This is a genomic window from Pseudochelatococcus contaminans, assembly GCF_014195635.1.
Lineage (GTDB): Bacteria > Pseudomonadota > Alphaproteobacteria > Rhizobiales > Beijerinckiaceae > Pseudochelatococcus > Pseudochelatococcus contaminans.
Genome location: NZ_JACICC010000001.1, coordinates 257399 through 283549 on the forward strand (window position 1 = coordinate 257399; position 26151 = coordinate 283549).

Genomic DNA, 26151 nt, shown 5'->3' on the forward strand with positions numbered 1-26151 from the left:
GCTTCATTCATAAACCGGCATGTTCAGATATTATAATGACCTTTGAACCGACATTCGATTTCGAGTTGTTGCTGGAACCGTTTGATGGCGATACGCCGAGCGGGGTTGATCCACGTCTGGATCTTTCGCCAACGTCTCGCTTTCTCCGCATGAAGGACGCTCGCGCCAGCGCGCGCCGGAAGGAGAGGGCAATCGACGTCGATGGTGACGCTCCATCGCCGATGTCCGAATGGCAGGAGGTCGCGCAACTCGGCGTCGAAATCCTGACCGAGGAGGGCAAGGATATAGAGGTCGCTTCCTGGTTGGCGGAGGCGCTGCTGCGCCTCAGCGGATGCGCTGGCCTCTATGTCGGGATCAAGGCATCTCACGGGCTGGTCGAGCGCTTCTGGGACACTCTCTACCCTCTTCCCGACGAGGATGGAAACGAGTCCAGGCTCTCACCGTTCATCGGGCTCAACGGTGCCGAGGGTGAGGGGACGCTCATTCAGCCGTTGCGGAAGATACCGCTGACCGCGAGCGAGCCGCCCTACGGGCTCTGGCAATATCACCAGGCTCAAGAGATCGAGCAGATCAGCGACTCGAAGAAGCGTGACGAGCGCATTGCGGCCGGTGCTTTGTCCCTGGCCACCTTTACGGAGGCGGTCAACGCGACACCCGCGTCCTGGTATGCCGATCTTGTCGCCGGCATTGCGGCGGTGAGGGAGGCGCTCGATGAGCTTTCCGGCGCATTTGCCGGGCAGGTCGGGATCGATGCGCCGCCAGCCGGCAGCATTCGTGCTGTTCTCCAGGCCATTGCTGATGACGTCAACATCTTTGCAGCGGACAAGCTGGCCCATGCCGCGCGTGCCGCCGAGCTTGAGGCGGCACAATCCGAGACAGCGAAGGACGAGGAAAGCGACAGTGAGGACGATGACAGCGGCGAATATGACGAAGAGGCAGGCAATGCATCGACGGGCCGTGCGGTGCCCTCAACGAGGCCGGTCAATCGAGAGGACGGGCTTCGGCAGCTTCTTCAGATTGCCACTTTCTTTCGCGAGACGGAACCTCATTCTCCGATTTCCTACACACTGGAAGAGGTTGTCCGGCGCGGACGAATGTCATTCAATGAGCTTCTTCAGGAGCTCATTATTGATAGTAGTGCCAGGCATTACTTCTTTATCGCATCTGGAATTAGTTCTCCTGAAGTGGAATCAGATTCAGATGAATAGTTTATATAAACAGTAAATCTCAAATAATTCCGTCATAAAATCATCTTATATTTAAGTTATTTTATGATTTGTGTGCAGGCTATTCCTGTGCGGCGCCTGAATTTAGCGCATTAATACAAGTATATTACTTAAGCATGTATTAAAATGGGGGTTTCAGGGTACGATGCTCAGCGTTCATGATAAATTGAACCGTGTTCGCAAGCCGCGCGTTCACATTACTTACGATGTCGAGACGGAGGGCGCCGTTGTCCAGAAGGAACTGCCGTTCGTGGTCGGCGTCCTCGGGGACTTCTCCGGCGATCCGAGCACGCCGCTGGCGGCGCTCAACGATCGCAAGTTCATCCAGATCGACCGCGACAATTTCAATCAGGTATTGGCGCGTCTGACACCTGGTGTGAAGCTGAAGGTCGACAACACGCTTGCCGATGATGGCAGCCAGCTTTCGGTGGAACTGAATTTCAAGTCCATGGAAGATTTCGAGCCGGCGGCGGTTGTCAATCGCGTCGAGCCGCTGCGCAAGCTGCTCGAAGCGCGCAACGAACTGCGTGATCTGCTCTCCAAGGCCGACCGTTCGGAAAATCTCGAGGAACTGCTGGAGCAGATTCTCGCGAACGAGGGACATCTCAAGAGCCTCAGCGATCAGCTCGGCGTTTCTGCTGACGCCAATGACAATGACTCCAAGGAGGGCTGAGGAATGAGTTCCACGGATACACAAAATCAGGGCGCCGCCTCGGAAGTTGCGACCGCTGAGGGCGGAATTTCGTTCCTCGATCAAGCAATCGCCGCCACGCGGCAGACCGATCCTGACCGGACCAGGGAGCTTCTGCGCACGCTGACCCGCGAGGCGCTTTCGGGCACCGTCACGTACTCCAAGAACCTGACACAGACGATCAACTCGGCCATCAAGCGGATCGACGAAAAAATCTCGACCCAGCTCAATGCCGTGCTTCATCACCCCGACTTCCAGAAGCTGGAAGGCTCATGGCGTGGGTTGAACCACCTTGTCATGAACTCCGAAACGGGCACGAGTCTCAAGATCCGCGTCCTCAACTGCACGAAGCGTGAGCTCTACAAGAGCCTCACCAAGTCTGCGGAGTTCGACCAGAGCACGATCTTCAAGAAGATCTACGAGTCGGAATTCGGCAGCCCGGGTGGCGAACCTTACGGTGCGCTCATCGGAGACTATGAATTCTCCAATCATCCGGATGATGTCGAGCTTTTGTCGCTGGCCTCGAACGTTGCGGCGGCAGCATTTGCGCCGTTCATTACTGCGGCAAGTCCGACCCTCTTTGGTTTCGACGATTTCACGGATCTGTCGAAGCCGCGGGATCTGGAGAAGATCTTCGATACCGCTGAATATGCCAAGTGGCGCGGCTTCCGCGAATCTGACGATTCCCGGTTCGTGACGCTGACCATGCCGCGCACCCTTGCGCGGTTGCCTTACGGCGCCGAAACCAAGCCTATCGAAGAGTTCGGCTACGAGGAAGGCAATATCGTGAATGGCGTCGCGCGCGCCATGAAGCATGAAGAATATTGCTGGATGAATTCGTCGTACGTGCTCGGAACCCGCCTGACGGACGCCTTCGCCAAGTATGGCTGGTGCACTGCGATCCGTGGCGCGGAAGGTGGCGGTAAGGTGGAAGGTCTGCCAAGCCACGTCTTTACCTCCGATGACGGCGATGCCGACCAGCAATGTCCGACGGAGATCGGCATCACCGATCGTCGTGAGGCAGAGCTTTCCAAGCTCGGCTTCCTGCCGCTCTGCCACTACAAGGGCACCGACTATGCGGTGTTCTTCGGTTCCCAGACCGCCCAGAAGCCGAAGAAGTACGATCGTCCCGACGCAACCGCCAATGCCGCGATCTCGGCACGGCTGCCGTACATCATGGCGACGTCCCGCTTCGCTCATTATCTGAAGATCATGGGCCGGGACAAGATCGGATCTTTCGTCGAGGCTTCGGCCTGCGAGGACTGGCTCAATCGGTGGATCATCAACTACGTCAATGGCAATCAGGATGCGGGCCAGGATATGAAGGCCAAATATCCGCTGGCCGAGGCGAAGGTCGAGGTGCGTGAGATTCCCGGCAAGCCCGGCTCCTATCACGCTGTGGCGTGGCTCCGTCCCTGGTTGCAGATGGAAGAGCTGACCACCTCGCTGCGTATGGTGGCGCGTATTCCGACTGTCTCGTAACGGATGCGCTCTCGGCATCGGGGGATTGGGAATGTTGCTTGATGCTGACGAGAACGCCAATCCACGAGGTGACGTCAAAGCCGCCGCTTCGCAGGATTATTCCGCTGATGACGACGCAGGGGAGACTATTCCCCTGCGTCGTCAAATCATCGACATGGTGCTTGGCCGTCGTCCTTCCGGACGCCTTGATGCATTTCTGTCGGCTAAAGATCCCGCTAAAGCCTTGGGTATATGGTTCGGCAGGGACATCGCTCACTTGCGGGACGGCGCCGCATTGATGGGGGCAATTGACCGCGACCTGGCGTTTTTCGACGATCTCCTGACGGACCAGCTCAATGCCGTACTGCACCATAAGCGATTTTTGCAGATAGAAGCCTCATGGCGGGGCCTGCAATATCTCTGCAAGAGCGCTTTCACGGCGTCGAAGGTCGTGGTGAAGGTTCTGAATGTCTCCTGGGACGAGATCGCGCGTGATTTCCAGCGGGCGGTCGATTTCGACCAGAGTTTTCTGTTTCGGCGGGTCTATAACGACGAGTTTGGCATGCCGGGCGGCAAGCCCTATGGCGTTCTGCTGTGTGATTTCGAGATTCGTCACCGCTTGTCCGAAGATCATCAGATCGACGATGTCGCCGTCTTGAACGGCCTTGCGAGTGTCGCAGCAGCGGCTTTTGCCCCGGCGGTGTTGTCTGCCTCGCCCGCGCTGATCGGATTGCAGAGCTTTACGGAACTCGATCGGCAGCCGAATCTGCGCGGCCTGTTCCGGGAGCCCGAATATATCCGCTACGAGCGTCTCCGGGCCCTTGATGAGGCCCGTTTCGTGGGGGTGGTGCTTCCGCGTGTCCTGATGCGGGAGCCGCGTGTCGGCGAGACGGTCCCGGGTCTCCCGTTCCGTTATCGGGAAGATGCACGGGGCCTTGCCATGGATGAGCTTTGCTGGGGGAGCGCCGTTTATGCATTCGGCGAGGTGCTCATCCGCGCATTCGACCTTTACGGCTGGTTTGCGGATATCTGCGGGACGCGTCGAGACGCCATTGACTGCGGTCTCGTGACCGGGGTCGCGGCGCCGCCGACCGAAACTGATGCGCCGGGTATAATCAACCGTTTTGGTTGCGAGGTTGCGATTCCGGGCCATATCGAGCAGGATCTTTGGCAGCTTGGCTTGATGAACCTGAACGTGTGCAAAGACACGTCCTATCTGGCCTTCCATTCCGGCTTGTCGATCCAGTCTGTGCGGCAGCAGGGCAGCAACGTTGCCCAGATGAACGCGCGCTTGTCATCCATGCTGCGCTACATCCTTTGTGTTTCGCGTTTTGCGCAGCATGTCAAAGTCCAGGTACGTGACCGGATCGGCAGCTATGTCACGGCTGATGCATGCGAGCGGGATCTTCAGTCATGGATTCTGGGGTACTGCCTTGGAAACGACGATGCTCCTCCGGATATGAAGGCGCGGTTCCCGTTGCGGGAAGCCCGGATCGAAGTGCGGGAGGTTCCCGGTCGACCAGGCTCCTTCGCATGTGTCATGCATTTGAGGCCGCATTTTCACCTTGACCGGGTTTTCACCACTTTCAAGCTCGTTACCGATATTGCATTCGCCAACCCGCGGGTGGCGTAGTTTTACTTATTTTTTCATGGAGACTAAATAGATGACCGCGATTGCTTATGAACTATTCGAGGCCGGCAAGCTGAATGCCGCGATCGAAGCCGCGGGCATCGCGGTCAAAGCCGCGCCGGGCGACATCCAGCCGAGGAGCTTGCTCGCGGAATTTCTCTGCGTTGCCGGCGATTTCGAGCGCGCCGAGCGCCAATTCGAGGCGATCGTTACCCAGGACGCCACGACCGCTGTGCAGGTAACCCGGTTGCGGCAGATCCTGCGCGCCGCCGGCATCCGCCGGCAAGTGTGGGCGGAAGGTCGTGCTCCGGAATTCGTGACGGAGCCGCCTTCCCATGCAACGTTCCGGCTTGAGGCTCTGATGCACCTTCGCGAAGGACGCATCGAGGCTGCCACCGCTGCCGTGGCGCAAGCAGAGGAGCAACGGCCGCCGGTTCGCGGCATTTCCGGCGATGGTGTCTCGTTCGACGACTTCCGTGATCTCGACGATCTTCTGGGAGGCATTTTGGAAGTGTTGACGACCACGGGTAAGTATTTCTGGGTTCCGATCGAGCAGATTGAAGAGGTGGTGTTTTCGCCGCCGAGCCGACCGCTGGACACGGCGTGGCGCACTGTCCAGATTTCGGTCCGTGGCGGCCCCGAAGGTGAGGTCGTGATCCCCGGCATCTATCCCGGAATCGGCGGTGACACCACGGAAGCATTGCAGCTTGGCCGCGAAACCGGCTGGGTGGAGGTTGCGCCCGGATTTGTCCGTGGCCAGGGTCTGCGCAGTTTCCTGCTTGGAGACAACGATGCCTCCATCTTCGATTTGGGTCAGCTCACCTTCACGGCGGCTTCATGACCAGTATCGGCCTTTCCCTGATCGACCGGCTTCTCGATGACGAGGGTAGTCTGGCAGAGCGCGTCCGCAACGGATTGCGGCGCGATCTGGAGGATCTGCTGAACAGCAATCCGCGTGTCGTCAGCTGGTCCCGTGAATTGGCGGAACTCGACAGCTCGCTGCTGAATTTCGGCATTCCCGATCTTGCCACGACCAACCTCGCTACCGAGCATCTTCGCATGGCGGCGGTTGCCGAGATCGGGGAAATCATCAGGGCCTGGGAGCCACGTCTCAAGGATCTGGTGGTTTCCGCGATCCCCAATGCCGATCCGGCCGACAACTCGCTGCGGATGCGGATCGAAGGGCAGGTTATGCTCGACCCACTAAAAGAGCCGATGATTTTCGATACGATCATCGACCCGATCGGCAATGTTATATCCTTGGGTGCGTAGCGGTGACTGACGATCTGCTTCCCTACTACAACCGCGAGCTCGGCTATCTACGCCAGATGGCGGAAGAGTTCGCGGAGGCTCACCCCAAGATCGCCAAACATCTTCGCCTCAGTGGTGATGCGATTGACGATCCCCATATCGCCAGGCTCATCGAGAGCGTCGCATTCCTGAACGCGCGCACCGCCAGCAAGCTTGACGACGAGTTTCCCGAGTTGTCGAGTACGCTGCTCGATGTACTCTATCCGCATTATCTGGCGCCGATACCCTCGATGGCGATTGTCCAGTTCAGGCCAAGCGCCGAGATCACCGGGCCTCAGCTCATCCCGGTCGATACCGAGATCGATTCGGAGGCCGTCGATGGCGAGTCATGCTGCTTCCGGACGCGGTATCCGGTGACGCTGTTGCCGATCACTTTATTCCAGGGCGAACTGACGGGACGTCCCGTCGCTGCCCCGGCGAATTCGAAAGCTGTCGGCGCGATGTCCGCGCTGAAGCTTGCGCTACGCTGTATTCCGGATGGCGTGACCTTTTCTCAGTTGCGGCCGGACACGCTCCGTTTTTTCCTGCGCGGGCAGCCGTCCCAGATGTACCCGTTGCAGCAGCTCATTCTGAACAACACGATATCGGTCGCTCTGGCTGATGGTCCTGACGATCCGGAGCCCGTGATCCTGCCGCCGTCCGCGGTCCGGCCCGTGGGGCTCGATCCGGATGAAGCGCTTTTGCCCTATCCTGATCAGTCCCTGATCGCCTATCGCCTCCTGACGGAATTCTTCGTCTTTCCGGAGAAGTTTCTCTTTATCGATATTGACGTCCGCGAGAAAGTGTCGACGAGCGCGGGGCGCGACCTCTACATCTATCTCTACTTCGACAGCGCCAATGTCACGCTTGAGCGCAGTGTTTCGAAGGATATGTTTGCGCTCGGTTGTACGCCGATCATCAATCTCTTCCGGCAGCGCGCCGAACCTGTTCTGGTGTCGCACAATCGCTTCGAGTACCGCGTGATACCCGATGCCCGGCGGCAACGGGCACTTGAGGTTCACTCGGTTTTATCCGTGACCCAGACGGATGCTTCCGGCGGCCAGCGGCCGATCACGCCGCTGTATGCCCGGCGCTCTGGTGCGGATATCCAGAGCGATGGTTACTGGTCGTCATCGCGGCGGAAGGGGGCCGGCGATGATGGAACAGAGGTTTACCTGTCGTTTACCAATCCCCGCGTCGCCTTTGCCCGCGAGGACTGGGTGGTGTCAGTCGATACCCTGTGTTCCAACCGTGATCTGCCGACGAAGCTGCCCTATGGCGGCGGCCATCCGCTGCTCTCCATCCGTGACGGCACGAACCTTGGCAACATCGTCTGCATTTCCCCGCTGACCCGTCCGCTGCGCCTGAAAAATGCCGACAGTTATCACTGGCGTCTGATTTCGCATCTGACCCTCAATCATCTTTCGCTTCTCGGGGAGCAGGGCCCGGAGACTTTTCGCGAGATCCTGCGTCTTTATGACTTCCATCAATCTCCCGAGACGATCCGCATGATCGAGGGCGTGTCAGCCCTGATCGCCAGACGCGGCGTTGCCCGGGCTCCATCGCAGCCCGGCGAGGTGCCGTGGGGCGATGCCGTCATTCGCGGTGTTGATATCTCGATCGAGCTCGATCCCGCCAATTTCGTGGGGAACGGCATCTTTCTCTTTGCCATGGTCCTGGATCGTTTCTTCGGTCTTTTTGCTTCCATCAACTCCTTCACCCGGCTGACCGCCACAATGAAGGGACAACCAGGAACATTGCGAACATGGCCCGCCCGCGCCGGTCACCGCCAGATACTGTAGTCGAGCGGCTGTTCGCCGAACCGGGCAGTTTCGACTTCGTTCAGGCAATGAGAATTATCGATTCGTGGGAGGCGCCCAATGCGCCGGCCGACACATCAGCGCCGCTGCCGAAAAAGTCAGTGCGGCTTGTGAACGATGCACGGTTGCGCTTTCCGAGTGCTTCCATCGCCCGCGCCCATTGGGGCAAGGCAACAACGTCGCCGCGCCTCACCATCTCATTGCTGGGATTGATCGGACCGCTCGGCACGCTTCCCTTCAGCTACACAGCGCTGGCGGTGCAGGGGCTGGGCCGCGACAACGAAGCGTTGCGCGCGTTTCTTGACATGTTCCAGCATCGTGCGGTGAAGCTATATTATGGCGCTGCAAGCAAATATCGGATCACTATCGCCCAGAATTATCGGCGCCACGGCCATGATGATGCTTTCACAACCGTTTTGCGCAGTCTTGCCGGCCTTGGCCTGCCGTCGTTGCGTGATCGACAGACCGTGCCGGATGATTTCGTTATCCGTAACGCCGGTCTGTTCGGCGGAGGGACGCACTCCATTGCCGGGCTGGAAGCGTTGTTATCGAGCAAACTCGGCCTCGACATCGCTGTACAGCCGTTCGTCGGAAGTTGGTTGCATGTCCCTGAGGTTGAACAGACCCGGCTTCCGACGTCCGGCGCAGACGAAGGTTACCATTGCGCGCTCGGGGTAAGCGCCATGGTGGGTGAGCGCTCCTGGGAGGTCTCCGGCCGATTCCGCATCGCCATTGGCCCCATCGGTCGCAATGATATCGATGATTTGTTGCCGGACGGGGACGGTACGGCAATCATCGTCGATATCGTTCGACTCTATTGCGGTATCGAGTTCGACTACGATATCAATCTGCGCATCAAGGCCGGAGATGTCCCTGCGGCGCGGCTGGCCGCCGGCAGCGACGATTCCGGTGCTGCGCGCCTTGGTCTGACCTCCTGGATTCTGTCTTCTTCGAGTCTTGAGGACCGCAACGATACTGCTTTTGAACCTGATTTGTTCGGTTGACCGCTGCGGCCACGCCAGCATGCGTCTCCTTACCGTCCACGCAGCGAGGGGCGATTTCAGGATTTTCTAAAACCCTAAATCGTCACCACGGCTAGTCTTGACTTCAGAACCCGCTTTCGCGGATCAGGATGCTCGCGATACGCCTCCATAGCTGCTTGGCAGGTGAGGCGGCGACTGCTTCGAGGATGGCCGTTCCGGTCCGGCTGCCGCGCGTGGCCAAAGGCTCGTTTGGTGCCAGCAATATGCGGTAGACCGGCAGTTCCGGTACCAGAGTCTCTTCCCGCCCCGGGATGCCGGTTTCGCGAATGGCAATGGGGCCACCGTTGATGGACGCAAGTTCCGGATCCATCAAGTTACGCGTAGACGTGTCATCGACCGCGATGATCGAGGCGCGAACGCGTGGAGCGGCGATGTCCGCTGGAATGAAAACGGCCTCAGCCTGCGAGCGGATGCGGTCGAAATCTGCTTCATAGACATAAGCTTCGATCGTGGTGGTATCGAGATTCGCGACGGTGGCAACCAACTCGTTGACTTTCAGCCATTCGCCGGTTCCGAGCGGCTCGGTCATTTCAACCACGGTGCCGCTGATCCCGGATCTGACGACAAGGCGTTCATGCTCTGCCTGCGCAGCGCGGAATTCCGCCCGCGCGCGGTCGAGATCGTTGGAGAGACGTTGAGCCTCCGGGCTGGCCTCGCGGTCTCCACTTGCCGCTTTCTGAGATGCTGCCTGCAACTGCGCCGCGAGGCTGTTGACAGCCCGGCTTGATTGGGCAAGCCGATAGTCGATATCCGGAGAGCCAAGTTCCACCAGCGGATCTCCAGCCGCGACTTTATCTCCGACCTTGACCAGAACACGCGTCACGCGGCCAGGCACTTCCGCATATTGACGCACCCGCGACTGCGCTGAAAGCAGGGCCGGGGCATGTACGGATGTTTGCCAGGGTATGAGAAGCGCAATCAGGAACAAGCCGGTCAGCGACAGGGTCAGGATCGTGCGGGCATTCATCTTTTTCCCCCGGTTTCGCTTTATCCACTCGCCGATTTCACGGGTCACCGGCCGCAACACAAACCACCAGATCTCCACGGCAAACAGGAAGATCCCGAGCAGCTTGAAAAACAGGTGGTAGACGACCAGCGCAATGCCGAGAAACAAGACGAAGCGGTAGGCCCAGGTTGCGATGGCATAAGTGATCAACGTCCGCCGCATCTCGGGAGACCAATGCTCCGGCGGAGGTTCGCGCAGATCGAACAGAATTTCACGCAGCTTGTGGCGAGTGAGCGCGAATGCCCGATCTTGCAGGTTCGGTACGTCCAGAAAATCCGAGAACAGATAGTAACCGTCGAAGCGCATGAACGGTGACAGATTGATCAGGAGCGTCAGAACCCAGGTCGTCGTGGCCCAGACAAAAACAATGCTGCGAAGGACGCCATCCGGCAGCAGGCTCCACGCCAGCAGCGCATAAGCGGCAAGGCAGCATTCGGCAGCCATTCCCGCCATTCCGATAGCAAGCCGTTGATGTCGCTTCGGCAGTCGCCACGCGCCGCTGGTGTCGGTGTAAAGCACCGGCAGCATGACGAGAAAGGCTACCCCCATGCTGGGCACGCGGCAGCCAAGCCGCTTGGCGGTCAGTGCATGTCCCAGTTCATGTAGCATCTTGGAGGCCAGCAACGAGGCACCCGCGAGGGCAGCGCCTTCAAAGGAAAAGAACCACGGCATCGTTGCCAGGAATGAATCCCACTGGCGCAAAGTGAGGTAGAGCCCGATAATGCCTGAAGCGACAGTTACATAGAGAAAAGCACGCGTATAAACAAAGGACAACAGCGGCAGCAGCTTGTCGAGGGCTCGATCCGGTTGTACCAGCGGGATGCGAATGAACAGGTAATTATGCAGCAAGCGGGTCAGCAGGCCCTGTCGCCGCGCCGCCCGGCGCGTCAGCATGCGTTTCGTCGTTTCGTGCGTGGGAATACTGACGAGTTCTGCGTTCGAGAGAAACTCCAGCACACGTTTGACATCGTCCGCCGTTGCGGCAAGCGTCGTTTCCGCTTGGATGCGGGCGGCAATATCATCTGGCCGGCGAAGATGCCAGCGTGCTAGAATTTCAAACTCCAGCCAGCCAAGGCGATAGTATCGATGGGCTGCGGGATCGTATAGCGTCCAGCTTGGCGCCCCCCCGCGGAGCCGCGGGCCGGGCTCGATCGTCAGTTCATCCCGCAAAGGAGGCAAGACCGGAGAAGCGGCCGACCCTTGCGGGGCGCGGACAGATGCTGCCGGAGCAGGCCGGCCGCCGGCGGCAGTCACAGGCCCAGCCATTGCCGTGCTGCCGCTACCGGACGGCGGAACAGGAAGTAAACCAGCGGTACCTTGGCGCCGTAGAGTTTGGCTGTTCCCTTGAGACCAATGCGTGGCGGCAACTCTTCTGCGGCGTCCAGAAGCGCCTTGATCCTGTAGCCAAGGATGCCATCCGCGCCTTTTTGCGATTGATACGACACGAATGTCAGCGTGGCGTCGTACGCACGTTCAGGCGCAATATTCAGAAACAGGCGGACTGGTGTGCCGATTTCGAGGTCTATGGCATCAGCAACGGGCAAACGCGCTTCTATCTCGACCTTCGTGGGATCGGCCACCAGCATCACCCGCTCGCCGACGGCGACGGGACGACCGCGCCAATCGTTTGGATCATCGAAAACCGCGAGGCCTTCCCGGGTGGCCCGAATCTCGATGCGGGTCAACTTATCGTTCAGATAATCGACCTCCGCTTGCTGCTGCTCCAGTTTGCCCTGCAAGGTAGGCAGACTGGCGCGAGCAGCCGGGTCCATCACGGCCGCTTGCCGTGCCTGCCGCAGCTCTGTCGTTGCCGCATCAAGCGCGCGGGATGACACTTCGAGCTGGTTACGCAGTAGTCTGGCGTCGAGGGAGAAGAGGAGTTGCCCTTCCGCGACGGTTTCATTGGGGCGAACAAGAACCTGGTCGACAACCCCGTCAAGCGGCGCTCGCACCATGGTCGGCTCAAGTGGAATAATCTCTGCCGGTGCAAGGACTGACTGGCGCACAGGGTAGAACGCACCAGCCACAAGGATCAGTATCAAAAGTGTGATGAGGCCGCGCCGTTTCCACTCATTCCTGCTGTCCGGCTGGCTTTTACTCTTGAGTATCGAATCCCGCTTCCACACCCGCGCCCGCAAAAGAGAAGCGCGCCACGCATGGCCATAGGCATCCGCGACATAGGAAAGAAGGGCGCGATCCGATTCCGAAAGCGGCTCGTCGCGGCCGAGAACCAATGCGCCGGGTCCAAGCGGAATCCATACAAGGTGGGGCGCCATCCACTCATCCCATTCCTCCCCCAGGGGCGTCGGCAGATCGGCGGGAACGAACTGGCGGATGTCGCCGGACCGCGCGGTTTCCGTGCGGCTGAGATGGGCACAAAGCCGTTGCGCCCAGAAGATGTAAGGTGCTTGCTGATCCGGGGTGGTGATACCCGAAGCGGCAATTACCTTGCCTCGTGGCTTCTGCTGCCATAGCAGCGCCTGCCTGTAGGGCAGCAGACCCATGGTTTCGTTGACCATGATGAAGCCAAGCTCTGCAGGGTCGGCGGCGCGAGCGCGCTTCTCGATCTGAACGAGCGCCGCAAGCCGCATCAGCTGTCGGGATTCCACCTGGCTCATTGCGCTGGCTCGGGCTCCGGAACATTGAACCGGGCAAGACCGCTCATCCCAGGGGACAGGGAAGGGAAATCGCCCGTGACCGTTGCAAATACTTTCACTGACTGGCTGACCGGGTCGATATCCGCCGCAAGCCGCGTTACCGAGGCCGGAAAGTCCTGATCAAGCTCGTCGATATGAATGGTAAAATGCCGACCTGTCGTGAGCCATGCGAGCCAGCGCGAGGGAACCAGCATTTCCACTTCCAGCTCCCGGTTGCTGAGAATGGAAATGATTTGTTCGCCCACAGGTACGTACTGGTGGTTCTTGACCTTTAGCCCTGTGACGCTGCCGGAGAAAGGGGCATTGATCGTGCAGCGTGACACGTCGATTGCCGCCAGTTGGCGCTCCGCGCGCGATGCTGCGACATCGATCTCGGCCAGTTCAAGCTCCACTTTGCCGGTCGCACCGCGCTGGTCGAGCAGCCGCAGGGCCTGTGCCTTGCGCTCGTTGCGGCGCGTCTGTGCGTCTGCCTGCGTGAGACGGGCTTCATAACTGGCGCAATCAATCGCCGCCAGTTCCTGCCCTTCGACGAAGCTCTCGCCCTCGCGGACTGGCAGTGACACGATCCGGCCGACGATTTCACTCGACAGTGTGGTCGCGTATCGCGGCGTTACCTGTGCGCGCACTTCCATGGCAGCGATGCTTCTGACGGTTGCGCTTTGCGCTAAAGTTTCGCCAGTTGCAACAATGTTTGCAGCGGCGATTGCCGCTGCAAACAGGCTTTTGAAGATAGCGCTGCGTCTGCGCTCTTTGAACTTACTTTGCATTGGATGCGATTGTTGCCGCCATTGCCGGGATAGGCTGCGCGGGCTGTGCCGGTGCCTGCGGCGCGGGCAGAACCGGGACCGGAATACGGCCCTCACGCCATTGCTGGCGCCGCTGGCGAATGGCCTCCACCAGCTCTGGCAGGGTGGCGGCCTTCACATCCGCCGGCAAGGGATCGATGCCGAGGGTGGCGAAGATATTGCCATCCGCACTTTGCAGATCGGCCTGAGCACGGTTGCTGCGCAGGTCAGCAAGCACGGCGTTGACCTTTTCACGGATCACGTCAAGATCCGATCCCGTCTCGGCTTCCTGCGTGTTTGCCTGCAAGTTGGCGATGTTGCGGTTGATCTGCGCCATCTCGTGCGCCCGCTCATAGGTGTTGCGGGCAATGGCATATTGCCGTGCCGAGATCTGCACCTGGGCGATGACGGCCATGGTCATGGCATGGCGGCGGTAATCGGCGATTTCGAGCTGGACGTCGCCGAGCTTTGCAACACCGGGGATTGAAGCAACGCGCACGACGCTGGCCGCGAGGCGAGCACCCACCTCGCTCCAGTCATTGAAGCGCAGGTAGCTGTTGCTGTCGTAATTGAGCGACGCAAGCAACGTCACGCCGGGAACGAGCCGCAGGATCGCACGGCGTCCCTCGTTGAGCACGACGCGGCCATTGTAGGCTTCCTCACGCAATTCGGGACGGTTGACAAGCGCGATGCGCTCCATGTCGTCGATCGACAGCTTGAGGCGTGGCGTCGCCTGCCGTCCGGTCGGCGGTGCAAGCCTGTAGCTGGTATCCGGCGGCAGGCCCATGAGTTGGGCGAGCTGCGTCTTGGCGACAGCCAGTTGCTCCTCAACAGCCTCAAGCTGCTGGATCATTTCCATCAGGCTGCGTTGATACCGCAGCGCCTCGGCAGGATCCTGCGACCGTTCTGCACCGGCAGCGCGCGACTGTGCCAGGGCACGTCTGGCTTCCTTGATGATAGGCCGGATGCGCGGCATCACCCGCTCGGACGACAGCGCCGTCCAATAAGCCGTCTGGACCTGCTGGAAGATGTTGTTGATGACCCGGCGGCGCTGCTCCTGCGCGATGATGACACGATCGGCCTGTTGCTTGGCTTGCAGATAGCTGACGCCGAAATCGATGATGTTCCATGACAGTGTCAGGTCCGCAAAGGTGCGCTCGCGATCGACGGAAACGTTCTCGAAGTTGGATGGCACCATGTCGCCGGTCAGATAGCTTGCGCTTGAACTGACAAGTTCTTTGTTTCGGCTGACATATCCTGCATTCGCCGTGAGGTTCGGCAGCATGTCGAGCCGCGTCAGGTCAAGCTGGCGATCCTGAAGCAGGGCATTGAACATTTGCAGGCGGTGGTCGAGATTATAGGCCAGCGCGCGCGCCTGTGCCTCTTCGAGGCTGACAGGCCCGGTTGGCTTGGGGCTGTAGGCGCGCAAGGTGGCCCTGTCGGCAGCGGCCCGCGCGAGATTTTCCTCGACTGTGAAGGGTTCGGGCTTCATGGCGCATGCCCCCAGCCCGAGGCAGCCGGCCCCTAAAAATAAAACTGCCAGAATATTCCGCGCGCGCATGACTCTCGCTCGTGTTGTCATTGATAAAATTACTCTGGAAAGGCGGTGATTGATGGTGCTCATGGGACTGGCCGGCCGATGGCCGCCTCTCCCACGGTGCTTGTGGATCTCGCTTCCGATCCCAATGCCTCGAGCAACTGCGCCATTTCGATCGTCCGGCCGCTCGTGCCGGATTGAAGCAGGATATCCGTCAGGGACTGACGGCCGATTCCACGGTCGAGGAAGGCTTCGATCTCCGGCTCCTGCTGTACCCCCGGCTCGGCGGGAGGAGCGGTTTCCGGAGCATCAGGCGAAGGCTCTGGCGTTTCAGGCGAGCTTTCCGGAGGCACAGCTTCCTGCGGCGGCGTTGCTTCGGGTTGCGGCTCCGGCTGCTGCACTTCGGGTTCAAGCTGTCCGGGTGCAGGCTGGTCGTCCGGCTGGGGCTCATCCGGCACGGCCCTCGTGCGGATCGCTTCGAAGCTCTTGTGGTTATCCTGAAGGACGTGGATGGTGACCGTCGAAACAGCCTCGTTGCCTGCCGCATCACGGGCGGCTACACGCACGATGTAAACGCCGGGCTCGACGTCATCGTATGGCAACGCGATCACGGTCTGCGTGTAAGGATCGAACGATATCCACGCCGGCAGCGCCTGATTGCGGCCCAAAGTGGCCTCATAGAACAGGTTGCTGGCAGTCATGTCGCCGCTGTAGCGGAACATCACCTGCTGCATGACGGTCTGGCGGGTGGTGGTATAGCGATGGATTGGCCAGCCTTCGAGGGAAGGGCGCAGGTTTTCGCGCGACCAATCGGTGATTACCGGTAGTGTCCGGGTAACGAGAGGTGTCGCGATCGGATTGTCTTCAGGTTCCACGATGTCTATGGCAGGCGGCAGCTCACCGGGAGTTCCGATGTCCTGATCAGGGATCTCCTCGTCAGGGGGGAGCACCGGCTCAGGATCGCTGCCGTTGATGGTGATCGTGAGAGTTGCGACCGACGTATCTCCATCGGCGTCGGTGATGGTGTAGGTCAACGTTTCGAGCAGCGTCGCTCCGGTTCCGAGCGCGATCACGGCCGGGTTTGCCTTGTCCAGCGTGTAGACATAGCTGCCGTCCGCATTGAGGACGAGAGTGCCGTAAGCCGTGGCGAAGCTCTCGCCCGGATTGCGCGGCAGGGCAGGTGTCGACGGGTCGCCGTCGTGATCGAAACCGATGCCGGTCACCGCGCCGCCCGGCCCGAAGCCATCGGCGCCCGCGACATCATTGGGCGTGACATTGCCGGTGATGGCGTTCGATGCCGCTCCCTTGTCGATTGCAGCGGAATCGTTCTGTGCCAGCGGCCCGTCGTCAACGATCCTGATGGTCAACGTGCCGTCGCTGCTGCCATTGAAGGTGTCTGTAACGGTGAGAGAAATCGGATCGGTCACCTCTCCGCCACCTGCCGGACGGCTGACGCTGCCGTCCAGTTGATAGGTGTAGGTCAGCGTTCCGGATGTCGGCGAACCGGCTGGACCGCCTGTCGGCGTGAAGCCGGTAAGGGTGAGGGTGCCGGACGGCGTGGTGATGACGATCGGTTGAGTGCCGAGCGCTGCCAGCTCCGCGGGCGAAATATCGCGGCCTCCAACGGAAATACCGCTGATTCCGTTCGGCGCGGTAATGTCGATGGTGCCGCCAGTAACATCGGTGCCGGAGGCGGGATCGCTGCCATCCGGCAAACCGCGCTCTTCAACCGTCGCGTGGCCATTGGCATCCGGCCCGTTGACGTCCGCCGGCGTGATGCCGGGCAGCCCGTCAGCCTTGCCGCCGATGGTAATCGTCAGCGTGGCCAGATCGAAATCGCCGTCACTGTCCGTCAGTCGGTAGGTGAAGACATCGTCGATGGTTGTCCCGGTCTGAAGCGCCGCGACAGTCGGGTTGGTGTTGTCGAGCGTATAGCTGTAGCTGCCATCGGCATAAAGAGTGAGCGTGCCGTATTCGCCAGTTACCACAGCCTTGTTTGTCGGCGTGACATCGGTTGGAGCGGTCAGGTCGGGACTGCCAGACGCATCACCCTTGGTGACACCCGTTACCGACGCGCCATCCGCACCTGGCAAGTCCTGTCCGGGGCCGCTCGTCACGACATTGCCAGTCACGGTGTCGGATGCCGCGCCGCGCGTTATGGCATTGCTGTCATCCACGGCCACCGGCACATCGTCAATGATCTGGATGACGAGCGTGCCGCTGCTCGTGCCGCCGCCACGATCCGTGACCGACAGGTCTATGTTGTCGAGGCTGCTGACGGCATTCGGCTGGTCGACGGCATCCTTCAGAACGTAGGTGTAGGTTACGGTGCCGGATACAGGCGCGGCGTCGGGGCCGTCCGTGGGCGTAAATCCGGTAAGCGTCAACGTGCCTTCGCCGGTATCGATAGCGACGTTGTTCGCGGCAAGGTCATGCAACTGCGGCAGGCTGACATCGACATTGCCGATGCGGATTTTGTCCAACCCATCGGGAGCGTTGACCGTAATCGTGCCGGTTGTGCTTTCATCGCCCGTGCCCGGAACCCCGTCAGTCAGTCCGCGCTCGTAAACGGTGGCGTGACCGTTTGCACCCGGCCCGTTGACATCCGCCGGCGTGATGGCAGGCGTGCCATCGGTCCTGCCGTCAATGGCGATGGTCAGGGTGGCGGTGTTGCTCTGCAACGCACCGTCGGAGATGACATACGAGAAGATGTCGGACAGGGTGTCGCCGGTCTTGAGGCCATTGACCGCGGGGTCATCGTTGTTCAGCGTGTAGACATAGCTGCCGTCCGCGTTGATGGTCAGCTTGCCGTATTGTCCGACAAGCTCTACCGGCGCGGTGTTGTCAACCGCCTGCGTGCCGCCTGAGATACTGGTGATGCTGACGAGGCGCAGTTCACTGGCGGGCGTGTCGGGATCGCTGTCTACCTTGCCGTCAGGGCCTGCATCGAGGATGACATTGCCGGTCGCGGTGGATATGGATCCAGATGTAACGACACTCTCCACAACCCGGTTCGTGTTGTTATGCGCTACAGGCGGATCGTTCTCCGCCGCGATACGAATAATGCCGGTCAGTTCATTAGAGCGCAGTGAACCTCCGGCGCCAGCCGTGTCGCCCTGCGGATCGGTGTTGACACCATCGTAGATGACGATGGTGTAGGGGCGGGTTGTCTTGTTGCCGAAGTCGGTCGGATTGTCACTGGTATTGCGGAAGACGATCCCATCGAGAATGGACTGCACTTCGGCATAGGTCGTGTCCGCGTCCAGCGAGATAACGAGCGTCCAACCGGCTGCGTCGATGACAGTGTTGACCTGAACGCCTGCCGGCTGGATGGTGGTCGTCAGCAAATCGCCGGGAGCGTAATTCCCCAGTGTCACCTCGATCCGGCCTGCACCGAAAGTCCCGGCGTCGAGACCTGGCGTGGTCGCCGTGTCGATGTCCCGCAGCACTGAGCCGGTCACGAGGTTTACAGTGGTTGTTCCCGTGTTGACTCCGTCGCGTTCGGTTACGTTGACGGTTGCGCCGTCGAGCGTTGTACCTGATAGCACGGGCGCGTCGTTGACCGGCGAAACCGAGGTGGTCAGGGTTTTTGTGACGGACCAGTGGCTGGTGCTGCCGGCGACATCGCTGACATCACCTGTGATGTCAGCCCCGACCTGAATGGCCGCGACAGGCGTATCCGTTGCACGGACTGTCAGACCACCCGGCGTGCCGTTGTAGTCAGGCGCGGGCAGAAAACGGATGAGAGTATCTGGCGGCAGAAGCAGTGTAGAGGCATCGGAGAGCGATGTTGAAACATCGACCCAGCCGGAGCCGGCATGATACTGCCAGACACCCTGTGCCGGATCCGCCGCATTGCCGACGATGGCAATGCCTCCCAGCGGCGTGCTGGCATTGCCGCCGCCTGCGATAGCGCTCTGGTTGTCGGCACCATCGCCGAACGAGTCGCCGAACAACTGGCTGACTGTCCGGCCCGCCGGGTTCGTGCTGTCCTCGACTATCTGTGGCAAGGTTGCATTGCTGATCGTCGGCCGGTCGTTGACGTTCGCGACAGTTACACCGAGCGTCACGGTGCCGGTGCTGTAGTGTGTCGTGCCGCCGTTGTTCCCGCTGGAAACATCCACCTGATTGCCGCTGGCCGGCAATGCCGGGCCGGTGGGATTATCGTCGTAGGCGTTGTCTTCCGCGAGGCGGACCGTGAGCTTGGCAGGCGCGCCGTGGAAATCGGCCGCCGGCACGAAGCGGATGAGAGCATCGCTGGCGAGATAAAGGCCGGTGGCGTCGTTACGCGCGCCAATCTCCGTCCAGCTGGCGCCGTTATCGGTTGAATATTGCCAAACGCCTTGATCAGGGTTCGTTGCAAGTCCGTTCACGACCACGCCGGCAAAGTTGTCGGAGTCGGAACCGCTGGCAATCGTGTCGATGCTGTCGGTGAAGTAGGGGCGGAACAGGTCTTCCACCGTCTTGCCTGCCGGGTTGACGGTGTCCTCGTTGATCGTGCCGAGTGAGGTCTCCGTGCTGCCGCCCACCTGCTGCACGACCGGCGCATCGTTGACCGCCCCGATGGTGACAGTGAAGCTGCGCGTGGTGACGAGATCGGGGTCCGTGCCGTTCTTGTAGTCGAAGTCACCCGGATTGCTGGACGTGTCGTCCGTGTCGCCGACGAGACTGCCGGGCCGGCTGCCATGGTTGCCGTTATCGTCAACGGTGATGGTGACTCCGAAGCTGCCGTTCCAGTCCGTCGCGAGGCCATCCGTGACAGGCAGATTAACCGTGAGGTTGTTGACCCAGTTGCTGATCTGCGTCTGCGTACCCCTGAACTTGGCTGTGGTGTTGCCATCCGAGAGCGCCCCCCCGCCATTCAGTGCGGCGAAGGTGAAGCCAGGATCAAGCTTGACGGTGACGTCGAAAGGTGAGCCTACGGCATCCGGGTCGGCGATGACGATACCGTTCAGCCTGTAGGTTGCACTACCTTCGTTCTGCCGCTGGCTTGGCACTTCAATCGTCGCCGGATCGTTTACCGATGTCGGGAAAATGGTGCGGTGCGCGGCATGCACGTTGGTCAGGAGGTTGAGACTTCCGAGCTGTCCCGTCGAATGAACATAGGGGTCGAACACGGTGATCGGCACTGCTTGCGTACCGCCGCCGGTTTTGTTGTTCTCGCCGCCATTGGCCGCGGTTCCCGTCAGGGCGCCGGTATTGATGTCACGCATCCGGTCGTCAGCAATAACCTGTACCTGTAACGGTGCATCGTTATTGCTCAGCGGCCCGGAGAAATTGACGGTCAGGCCGGCAAGATACGTGTTGATGTCTGTGAGCGAGCCCCGGAGAACCAGCACTGAACCTGTGCCGTCATAAGTGCCGTCCACGACGAGGCCGGCAGGCGCTGTCGTCGACTTGATGGTGATGAAATCTTCCGTTCCGTTCGCGTAATCGTTTGCCGCCAGCGGCACACCGTTCGTATTGGTGACGCGGACGGTGACTTGCAGGAAATCTGCCTCGCCGGCAGCAATGCCTCCGGCATCGCCGTTGATATCGACATCGCCAACCGAGAAACCGGGAACGGCAATTTCGCCCGTCGCGACAATTGTCCCGCTGCCGCTGACCGAGACAGTCGGGGGGTCGTTGACGGGAAGAATGGTCAGTGCGATGTCCACGGGTGCCGGGTTCTGGGCGCCGCCTGAGCCGATCTGCGAACCTGTGTCGCTGAACGAGACAGTGAGCGTGACGTCGCCGTCCGCCGCGCCGTTCAGGTCGTGATTGACGTTGGACGCACTCTGATAGGTCAGCGAGCTGTTGAGGAAAGCTTCGATGGTGGATGCCGTGCCGGTAACAGTCAGCGTCCCGGTGCCGCGTCCGCCGACCGAAGCAATACCCGCCGGCAACGTGCTGCCGACATTGAGCGTCCCGCTTGGCACGGACAGCGTCACGGTGACGGGCGTGCCGAACGCATCCGACTCTGCATCCGTGATGTCGAAAACGATCTGACCGCCGATGTTGGTGACCTGATCCTCGTAGAGGTCGAGGTTGTTCTTGGTGACGGTCAGCGTCGCAGGATCGTTGTCGGTCGAGGCGTAAATCGTGACCGCAGAAGCGGCGACGTTGCCGGCCAACGTGTCGGGAATGGTCCTGGCGCTATAGTAATCAAGCTCCGTCGCTGGCACTGGCGTTGCCGGAGTGAGCAGCGGCTTCGGCTGGTTCTGTGTGCCGCCGTTGGCCCCGCCTTGCAGCGTGCCATTTGCTTCGCGCAGGCGGTCGTCGGCGACGACCTGCACCTGATAGACCTCATCGCGATCACCCGCGAAGCCGACGGTGAGGCCGGCAAGGGCACCGTTGATCTGCGCCCGCGTTCCCTGCAGCACGAGATAGTCGCCCGCACCGGCCTTGCCATCGACCACCACGACGCCGCTGGCGGCGTAACCGATGGTGGCGCCGGCGTAATCAGTGGCGGAGAACGGGTTGCCGTTCTTGTCCAGCAAGCGAACAACGACCTGCAGGAAGTCCTGCTCGCCGGAAACCACCTGCGTCAGATCCGGGTCTGTGACGCTGAATCCCGGCAGCGCGGTCGGGGTATCGGCAACAGGCACAGGCCCCGTCGGGGCGTTCACGCGCGGCGGGTCGTTCGCCGGCTGGACGTAGATCCAGAACTCATTGCCGGTCTGCTCAGCCGCGCCATCCGACAACGTGAACACGAACTTGTCGTCCGGTGCGTTCGGATAGGCGCTGTTGGCGGATTCGTCGCCGTTATGCAGGTAATAGATGCGGCCGGCGTCGACATCGGCCTGCGTGAAGGATGAGCCCACCGCGATCGTGGTGAAGCGCACACCGTCCGTCGAGTAGGCGATGCGGCCGTGCGCCGGTGCGGCGGTGATGCGATATTGCACCTGCTCGGCGGTGCTGTCGGGATCGACCGCATGCAGCATCGCAGCCGTGATCTGCGAGAAGGCGCCCTCATAGGGCAGCAGCAGCGGATTGTTGGCAGCAGGGCCGGTCACCGCGTCAGGCGCGGTCTCACCGGCGGGCAGAACCGGGTCTGCCGCTGTCGGCAGGTTGGCGATCTGCGGCGGGTCGTTCTTCGGAATGGTCACGAAGGATACGGTTGCGATATCGGACGTCGCGCCCCAGCGATCCGTTGCCCTGACCTTGATTGAATCCGTCGTGCCTTCGCCGCCGTCGTGGACATAACGCAGGCGCGTCGTTGCGGAATCGCCGGTGATCCAGTTCGCCTGAAGCACGGTGGAGAGTGTAACGCTCTGCCAGTTGCCGCTGTCGTCCCTGAATTCCAAATGGCCGTGCGTCGGCAGTTCCGAGAGCTGGAAGGTCAGGAGGTCGCCATTGTTGTAGGCGAAGTTGTCGCCGCCGCCTTGCAGCGTCTCACTGTCTTCGAGGTAAGCCTCGCTGGTGGCGTCATCCGCGTCGTTGATGCGCAGGTGCGCCGTGGTGAGGGCCAGCGAAGACCCTTCTGCGATGACATTGGTGGATGAACCCGTTGCGACCGGGGCATCGTTAACCGGTGTGACATAGAAGGTGAAGCCGGTATTCCACTCGTCTGGCGTCAGGCCACCGGCGCCGTCATCGACGAGAATACCCGCCGAGGCACGCAGATTGACGCGCGACTCGAAGTCTTCGCCGCCGTTATGGACGTAACGCACCCGGCCCTTGTTCAGATCGGCCTGCGTGAACGTGTCATAGACATCGAGCGCGACCCAGCCGCCGCCATCGACCTGCTTCTGCAGGCTACCGTTCCAACCGCCGAAATCACCACCCTCGAAGCCGCGGATCGTATAGACCACCTGCTCCGGGGTGACGCCATCCGCCGTGTACGACAGGCCGGGATTCGTGCCCGATCCGTCGCCGAGGGTAACAGTGCCGCCTTCCTGAAGATGGCCGCGCGTGACATCGCCCGGCTTCTGACCGGCATAGTTCGACGAAATGGTGCTGATCGCGCGCGTAGGATCGTCGATGCCGCCACCCACGCCGGTACCCGTGGGCGTTTCCTGCAGGTTGATGGTGAACGTGAAGTCGCGCAGCTTGTCAGTCGGCAGCGGCCCGTTATAAATGCCGCCCGGGCGTTCGAACTGGTTGCCGCTGGCATCCCAGTGCGGCGAAACCGCGTTGTCCAGCACCTGAAAGGTGAACGCGTCGGTATCGCCAGCCTTCGCGCCTGCAAGCTGATAATAGGAAACGCGCCCGGCTTTCACATCCGCCAGGGTGAAGGTGCCACCGGCAGGGATGAACGTCTTTGTGCCGCCGTTGTCGAGGACAAGACGCCCTTGGTCGAGTTGCGACTGCTCGGTAACCAGAAATGTGATGTTCGCATCGGCGGAGTCCACATCCGTTGCGTTGAGCATGGCTGCCGTCAGCGGCACGATGAAGCTGTTATCGACCGTGGCGGTGCGTGTGCTGGTTTCGACCCAGACGGGTTCGTCGTTCACTGCACGGATGTTGAGGCTGATCGTGCCGGCAGCCGTGGCAGGCACCCCGGTACCACCGCCGGCGTCGATCACTTCAACGCCGAAACTGTCAGCCGGCGGGCGACGTGTGGCCGGATCGTCCACACCATTGTTGGCATAAGTCAGGCCGCCCCGGTCGCTGTAGGCGAACGTGAAACCTCTATTGATGTCGTCCTGGGTGATGGCATGATTGTCGAGCATCTGATCGACGCCATCAATCGTGGCGGTGCCGCTGAAGTACAGTGTTCCGTGCCCGGCAAGCGATGTCAGACGCACGGACAAGGCGTCTGCGGTATCCTGCGGATCGCCGCCGCCGCTCGCCGTGATGAATTGCCCCACGACGGATTGCGGCACACCGTTGACGGTGGCGTTGGCTGGCTGACCTTCGTAAATGGCCCCGCTTCCGCCAATCGACGGCGCCTGATTCACCGGGGTGATGGTAATGGCGACGGTGGCCGTGTCGGACAGATCGATCGGGGTTGCGCCGTCATTGACCAGCACGGAGAAGCTGTCGGCGGTGTTTTGCAGGCTCCCCTTGGCGGTGTGAATGTATTTCAGCTTGCCGTCGACCACGTCTTTCTGCGTGAAGACGGAGCCGCTGCCGATACGCGTGCCGCCCAGCGTCAGATAACCGTGGGCAGGCTCGGCGTCGAGGCGATAGACGATCTGGGCGTTATGCTGGCTGCCTTTCAGGACTTCCGGATCGATGGCATTGAGCGCGTCCGGTGTCACGACCGTGCCAATCGACCCTTCCACAACAGTCAGCGCGCCGTCGTTGACGGCCACGGGATCGTTGGAGGGCGTCACCTCGACATTGATGGCGCGGCTGCTTGACGGATTGGCTTCGTCACTCAGATTGGTGACCGTGAGCGTCAACGTCGTGGCTGCGGATGTCGCGCCGAGTTCCGTATCGGCGGCGGCAAAGACGAGCTGGTCAAGCCAGCCGTTGACCTGATCAAGCGTGCCGGTGAAGGTGAAGCCGCCGTTTACGGCAGTTCCCTGACCACCGGCATCGGTGAGCGCACCCACATCCGTATCGGCCACGATGGCGCTGACGGTGAACTGGTCGCCAGCCTTCGCGCTGGTCAACTGCCAGTCGGCGAGAGACACCCTGTCGGCGCCGGCCGTGTTGAGAGCGCTGGGCTCCGCCACGCGCAGCGTGCCTTCAGGCCCGGTGATCGTCGGCGTGTCGAGGGCATGACCCCATGCGGCAAGGGCCGCAGCTTCGAACGGCAGGGCGGTTTCGATGGTGCCGGTCCGGGCCTCCAGATCCCAGTCGCCACCCAGGAGCTGTGCGCCCGTGGTGTCGGTGGAGGCCGCGACATCAGCTCCCGTCAGCGTGGCGAGGCTGTTGATCAGCGCTTGCCCGGAGGCATTGCCGGCCACGTCACATCCCCAGATCAGGATGTCGGCATCGCTGGTGAGGGCCGTGGCCCACCGGGCGATCTCGGCTCCCCTGTCCGCCAGCGTTGCGGCATTGACGGTCGTGCCGCCGACGCCGAACGCGCCATTCTCGCCATGGCTGATGAACTGGATGGAGGACAGGCTGCCCTCATATCCCGCCAACGCCGCGTTGACCTGCGAGATACCGTCCCGCGCCGGATCGAGGATGACGACCTCGACCCCGGAGCGCGCCTGCAACGCGTCGATGTCCGGCACCCGCGCATCGACGAAGACGATATCGGCAACGGGCGTGTCGTTGGAGGACTGCGCCTGGATAAGCTGCGCTTCGGCCTTGCTGCCGAACGGCCCGACATCGGCGGGTGTGTCCGCGACGCCGGCGTCGGCTGCAGTTGCGTCACCTGCGGTATCAGCAGCGCCAGTATTCTGTTGGCGGGAAGAAGCATCCGCATCCGCGGCGACGGTTGCGCCTGTGGCCACGCCGGCAGCGTCAAACATGAAACGCGGCTCAAGCGCAAGAGCAAGACCCGGGGTAAGAACAGTGCCTGAAGTGCATGCCAGGGCAGGGGAACGAGCAGGGATCGGGCGCGCGACGACGACCGGCCCCTGAACAAGGCTCGGAACCTGAATGCAGGAAGCTTCTGCGTTTTTCAGGTTCGATGCAGATGCATTGCCATCACCAGCCCGCCGCTTCCGGGCTGCAATTCCACCAAAACCGTTCTCGCGTTTCATGGGTCCTCCAGCGTCTGGCGACCGTTCGCCAGGGGGAAACAGCCGTTTTTTCTGCGGCAAGTATTTAAAAGACTGCATGCCGCCGATTAGTCGGCTCTCATAAATAAAGAATAGCTTCCTACTTATAGTATAACCTTTTGTCAACAAAGTATTTTATATAAACATAAGGCAAATATTAAAACTAGAAATAGTTTTTAATACAAATATATTGTAATTTTTAAAAATAAATATAAATTTGATCTTGTTTTCTGACTTTTATATTAAATATTGATCTTGCGATCATCGAGTATTCATTTTGTCATAAATTTGACGCAGGCGGCGCGATGCACATGTGATTAATGACGTTGAACTTGCTGCGCCAATGCGCTTGACGGGATGATCGGTGCCGGATGCGCCCGGTGTATCGCAGGCTGTCCAGT

At 60.6% G+C, this 26151-nt stretch carries 13 protein-coding genes; 8 read left to right on the top strand and 5 right to left on the bottom strand.

Going from position 1 to position 26151, the window contains the following annotated elements; all coding sequences use genetic code 11:
- Nucleotides 1–35 precede the first annotated feature (35 nt).
- The 8 genes from tssA to tssG all read left to right on the top strand — a co-directional run bounded on the left by tssA (nucleotide 36) and on the right by tssG (nucleotide 9122).
- Complete coding sequence (tssA, locus tag FHS81_RS01115; protein ID WP_183750197.1) at nucleotides 36–1208, top strand: type VI secretion system protein TssA; 1173 nt, start codon at nucleotides 36–38, stop codon at nucleotides 1206–1208.
- A gap of 163 nt (nucleotides 1209–1371) precedes the next feature.
- Nucleotides 1372–1899, top strand: a complete 528-nt coding sequence (gene tssB, locus FHS81_RS01120) for a type VI secretion system contractile sheath small subunit (RefSeq protein ID WP_183750198.1) — start codon at nucleotides 1372–1374, stop codon at nucleotides 1897–1899.
- A gap of 3 nt (nucleotides 1900–1902) precedes the next feature.
- A complete protein-coding gene (gene tssC, locus FHS81_RS01125; RefSeq protein WP_183750199.1) occupies nucleotides 1903–3399 on the top strand; it encodes a type VI secretion system contractile sheath large subunit in 1497 nt (498 codons plus the stop codon).
- A gap of 31 nt (nucleotides 3400–3430) precedes the next feature.
- Complete coding sequence (tssC, locus tag FHS81_RS01130; protein ID WP_183750200.1) at nucleotides 3431–5011, top strand: type VI secretion system contractile sheath large subunit; 1581 nt, start codon at nucleotides 3431–3433, stop codon at nucleotides 5009–5011.
- Nucleotides 5012–5042: 31 nt separating this feature from the next.
- A complete protein-coding gene (locus tag FHS81_RS01135) occupies nucleotides 5043–5849 on the top strand; it encodes a type VI secretion system accessory protein TagJ (protein ID WP_183750201.1) in 807 nt (268 codons plus the stop codon).
- Nucleotides 5846–6280 carry a type VI secretion system baseplate subunit TssE gene (gene tssE, locus FHS81_RS01140; protein WP_183750202.1) on the top strand — a complete coding sequence of 145 codons (435 nt, stop codon included), beginning with the start codon at nucleotides 5846–5848 and terminating at the stop codon, nucleotides 6278–6280. Before FHS81_RS01135 ends, tssE begins: the two co-directional genes overlap by 4 nt.
- Nucleotides 6281–6282: 2 nt before the next feature.
- Nucleotides 6283–8100: a type VI secretion system baseplate subunit TssF gene (gene tssF / locus FHS81_RS01145; protein ID WP_183750203.1), complete on the top strand. Its 1818-nt coding sequence runs from the start codon at nucleotides 6283–6285 to the stop codon at nucleotides 8098–8100.
- Nucleotides 8064–9122: a type VI secretion system baseplate subunit TssG gene (gene tssG / locus FHS81_RS01150; RefSeq protein WP_183750204.1), complete on the top strand. Its 1059-nt coding sequence runs from the start codon at nucleotides 8064–8066 to the stop codon at nucleotides 9120–9122. Before tssF ends, tssG begins: the two co-directional genes overlap by 37 nt.
- 103 nt (nucleotides 9123–9225) lie before the next feature.
- Here the strand turns inward: tssG and FHS81_RS01155 are convergent, their stop codons facing one another.
- The 5 genes from FHS81_RS01155 to FHS81_RS01175 all read right to left on the bottom strand — a co-directional run bounded on the left by FHS81_RS01155 (nucleotide 9226) and on the right by FHS81_RS01175 (nucleotide 25732).
- The gene (locus FHS81_RS01155) at nucleotides 9226–11433 is read right to left on the bottom strand and encodes a site-2 protease family protein (protein WP_183750205.1); all 2208 of its coding nucleotides are present in this window, start codon (nucleotides 11431–11433) and stop codon (nucleotides 9226–9228) included.
- Nucleotides 11418–12785 (bottom strand): efflux RND transporter periplasmic adaptor subunit, encoded by a 1368-nt coding sequence (locus FHS81_RS01160; RefSeq protein ID WP_183750206.1) that lies wholly within the window; start codon nucleotides 12783–12785, stop codon nucleotides 11418–11420. Before FHS81_RS01160 ends, FHS81_RS01155 begins: the two co-directional genes overlap by 16 nt.
- Entirely contained in the window at nucleotides 12782–13456 is a 675-nt protein-coding gene (locus FHS81_RS01165) for an efflux RND transporter periplasmic adaptor subunit (RefSeq protein ID WP_183750207.1), read from the bottom strand. The genes FHS81_RS01160 and FHS81_RS01165 overlap by 4 nt, the downstream gene beginning before the upstream one ends.
- 124 nt (nucleotides 13457–13580) lie before the next feature.
- Entirely contained in the window at nucleotides 13581–15101 is a 1521-nt protein-coding gene (locus FHS81_RS01170; protein ID WP_183750208.1) for a TolC family protein, read from the bottom strand.
- A 128-nt stretch (nucleotides 15102–15229) separates the two neighbouring features.
- Nucleotides 15230–25732: a cadherin-like domain-containing protein gene (locus FHS81_RS01175; RefSeq protein WP_183750209.1), complete on the bottom strand. Its 10503-nt coding sequence runs from the start codon at nucleotides 25730–25732 to the stop codon at nucleotides 15230–15232.
- Nucleotides 25733–26151: the final 419 nt, after the last annotated feature.

What these genes read in the sequence shown, in the direction of transcription:
- tssA (WP_183750197.1), top strand. Translation starts at nt 36, where the DNA reads ATGACCTTTGAACCGACATTCGATTTCGAGTTGTTGCTGGAACCGTTT.
- tssB (WP_183750198.1), top strand. Translation starts at nt 1,372, where the DNA reads ATGCTCAGCGTTCATGATAAATTGAACCGTGTTCGCAAGCCGCGCGTT.
- tssC (WP_183750199.1), top strand. Translation starts at nt 1,903, where the DNA reads ATGAGTTCCACGGATACACAAAATCAGGGCGCCGCCTCGGAAGTTGCG.
- tssC (WP_183750200.1), top strand. Translation starts at nt 3,431, where the DNA reads ATGTTGCTTGATGCTGACGAGAACGCCAATCCACGAGGTGACGTCAAA.
- FHS81_RS01135 (WP_183750201.1), top strand. Translation starts at nt 5,043, where the DNA reads ATGACCGCGATTGCTTATGAACTATTCGAGGCCGGCAAGCTGAATGCC.
- tssE (WP_183750202.1), top strand. Translation starts at nt 5,846, where the DNA reads ATGACCAGTATCGGCCTTTCCCTGATCGACCGGCTTCTCGATGACGAG.
- tssG (WP_183750204.1), top strand. Translation starts at nt 8,064, where the DNA reads ATGGCCCGCCCGCGCCGGTCACCGCCAGATACTGTAGTCGAGCGGCTG.
- FHS81_RS01155 (WP_183750205.1), bottom strand. Translation starts at nt 11,433, where the DNA reads ATGGCTGGGCCTGTGACTGCCGCCGGCGGCCGGCCTGCTCCGGCAGCA.
- FHS81_RS01160 (WP_183750206.1), bottom strand. Translation starts at nt 12,785, where the DNA reads ATGAGCCAGGTGGAATCCCGACAGCTGATGCGGCTTGCGGCGCTCGTT.
- FHS81_RS01165 (WP_183750207.1), bottom strand. Translation starts at nt 13,456, where the DNA reads ATGGAAGTGCGCGCACAGGTAACGCCGCGATACGCGACCACACTGTCG.
- FHS81_RS01170 (WP_183750208.1), bottom strand. Translation starts at nt 15,101, where the DNA reads ATGAAGCCCGAACCCTTCACAGTCGAGGAAAATCTCGCGCGGGCCGCT.
- FHS81_RS01175 (WP_183750209.1), bottom strand. Translation starts at nt 25,732, where the DNA reads ATGAAACGCGAGAACGGTTTTGGTGGAATTGCAGCCCGGAAGCGGCGG.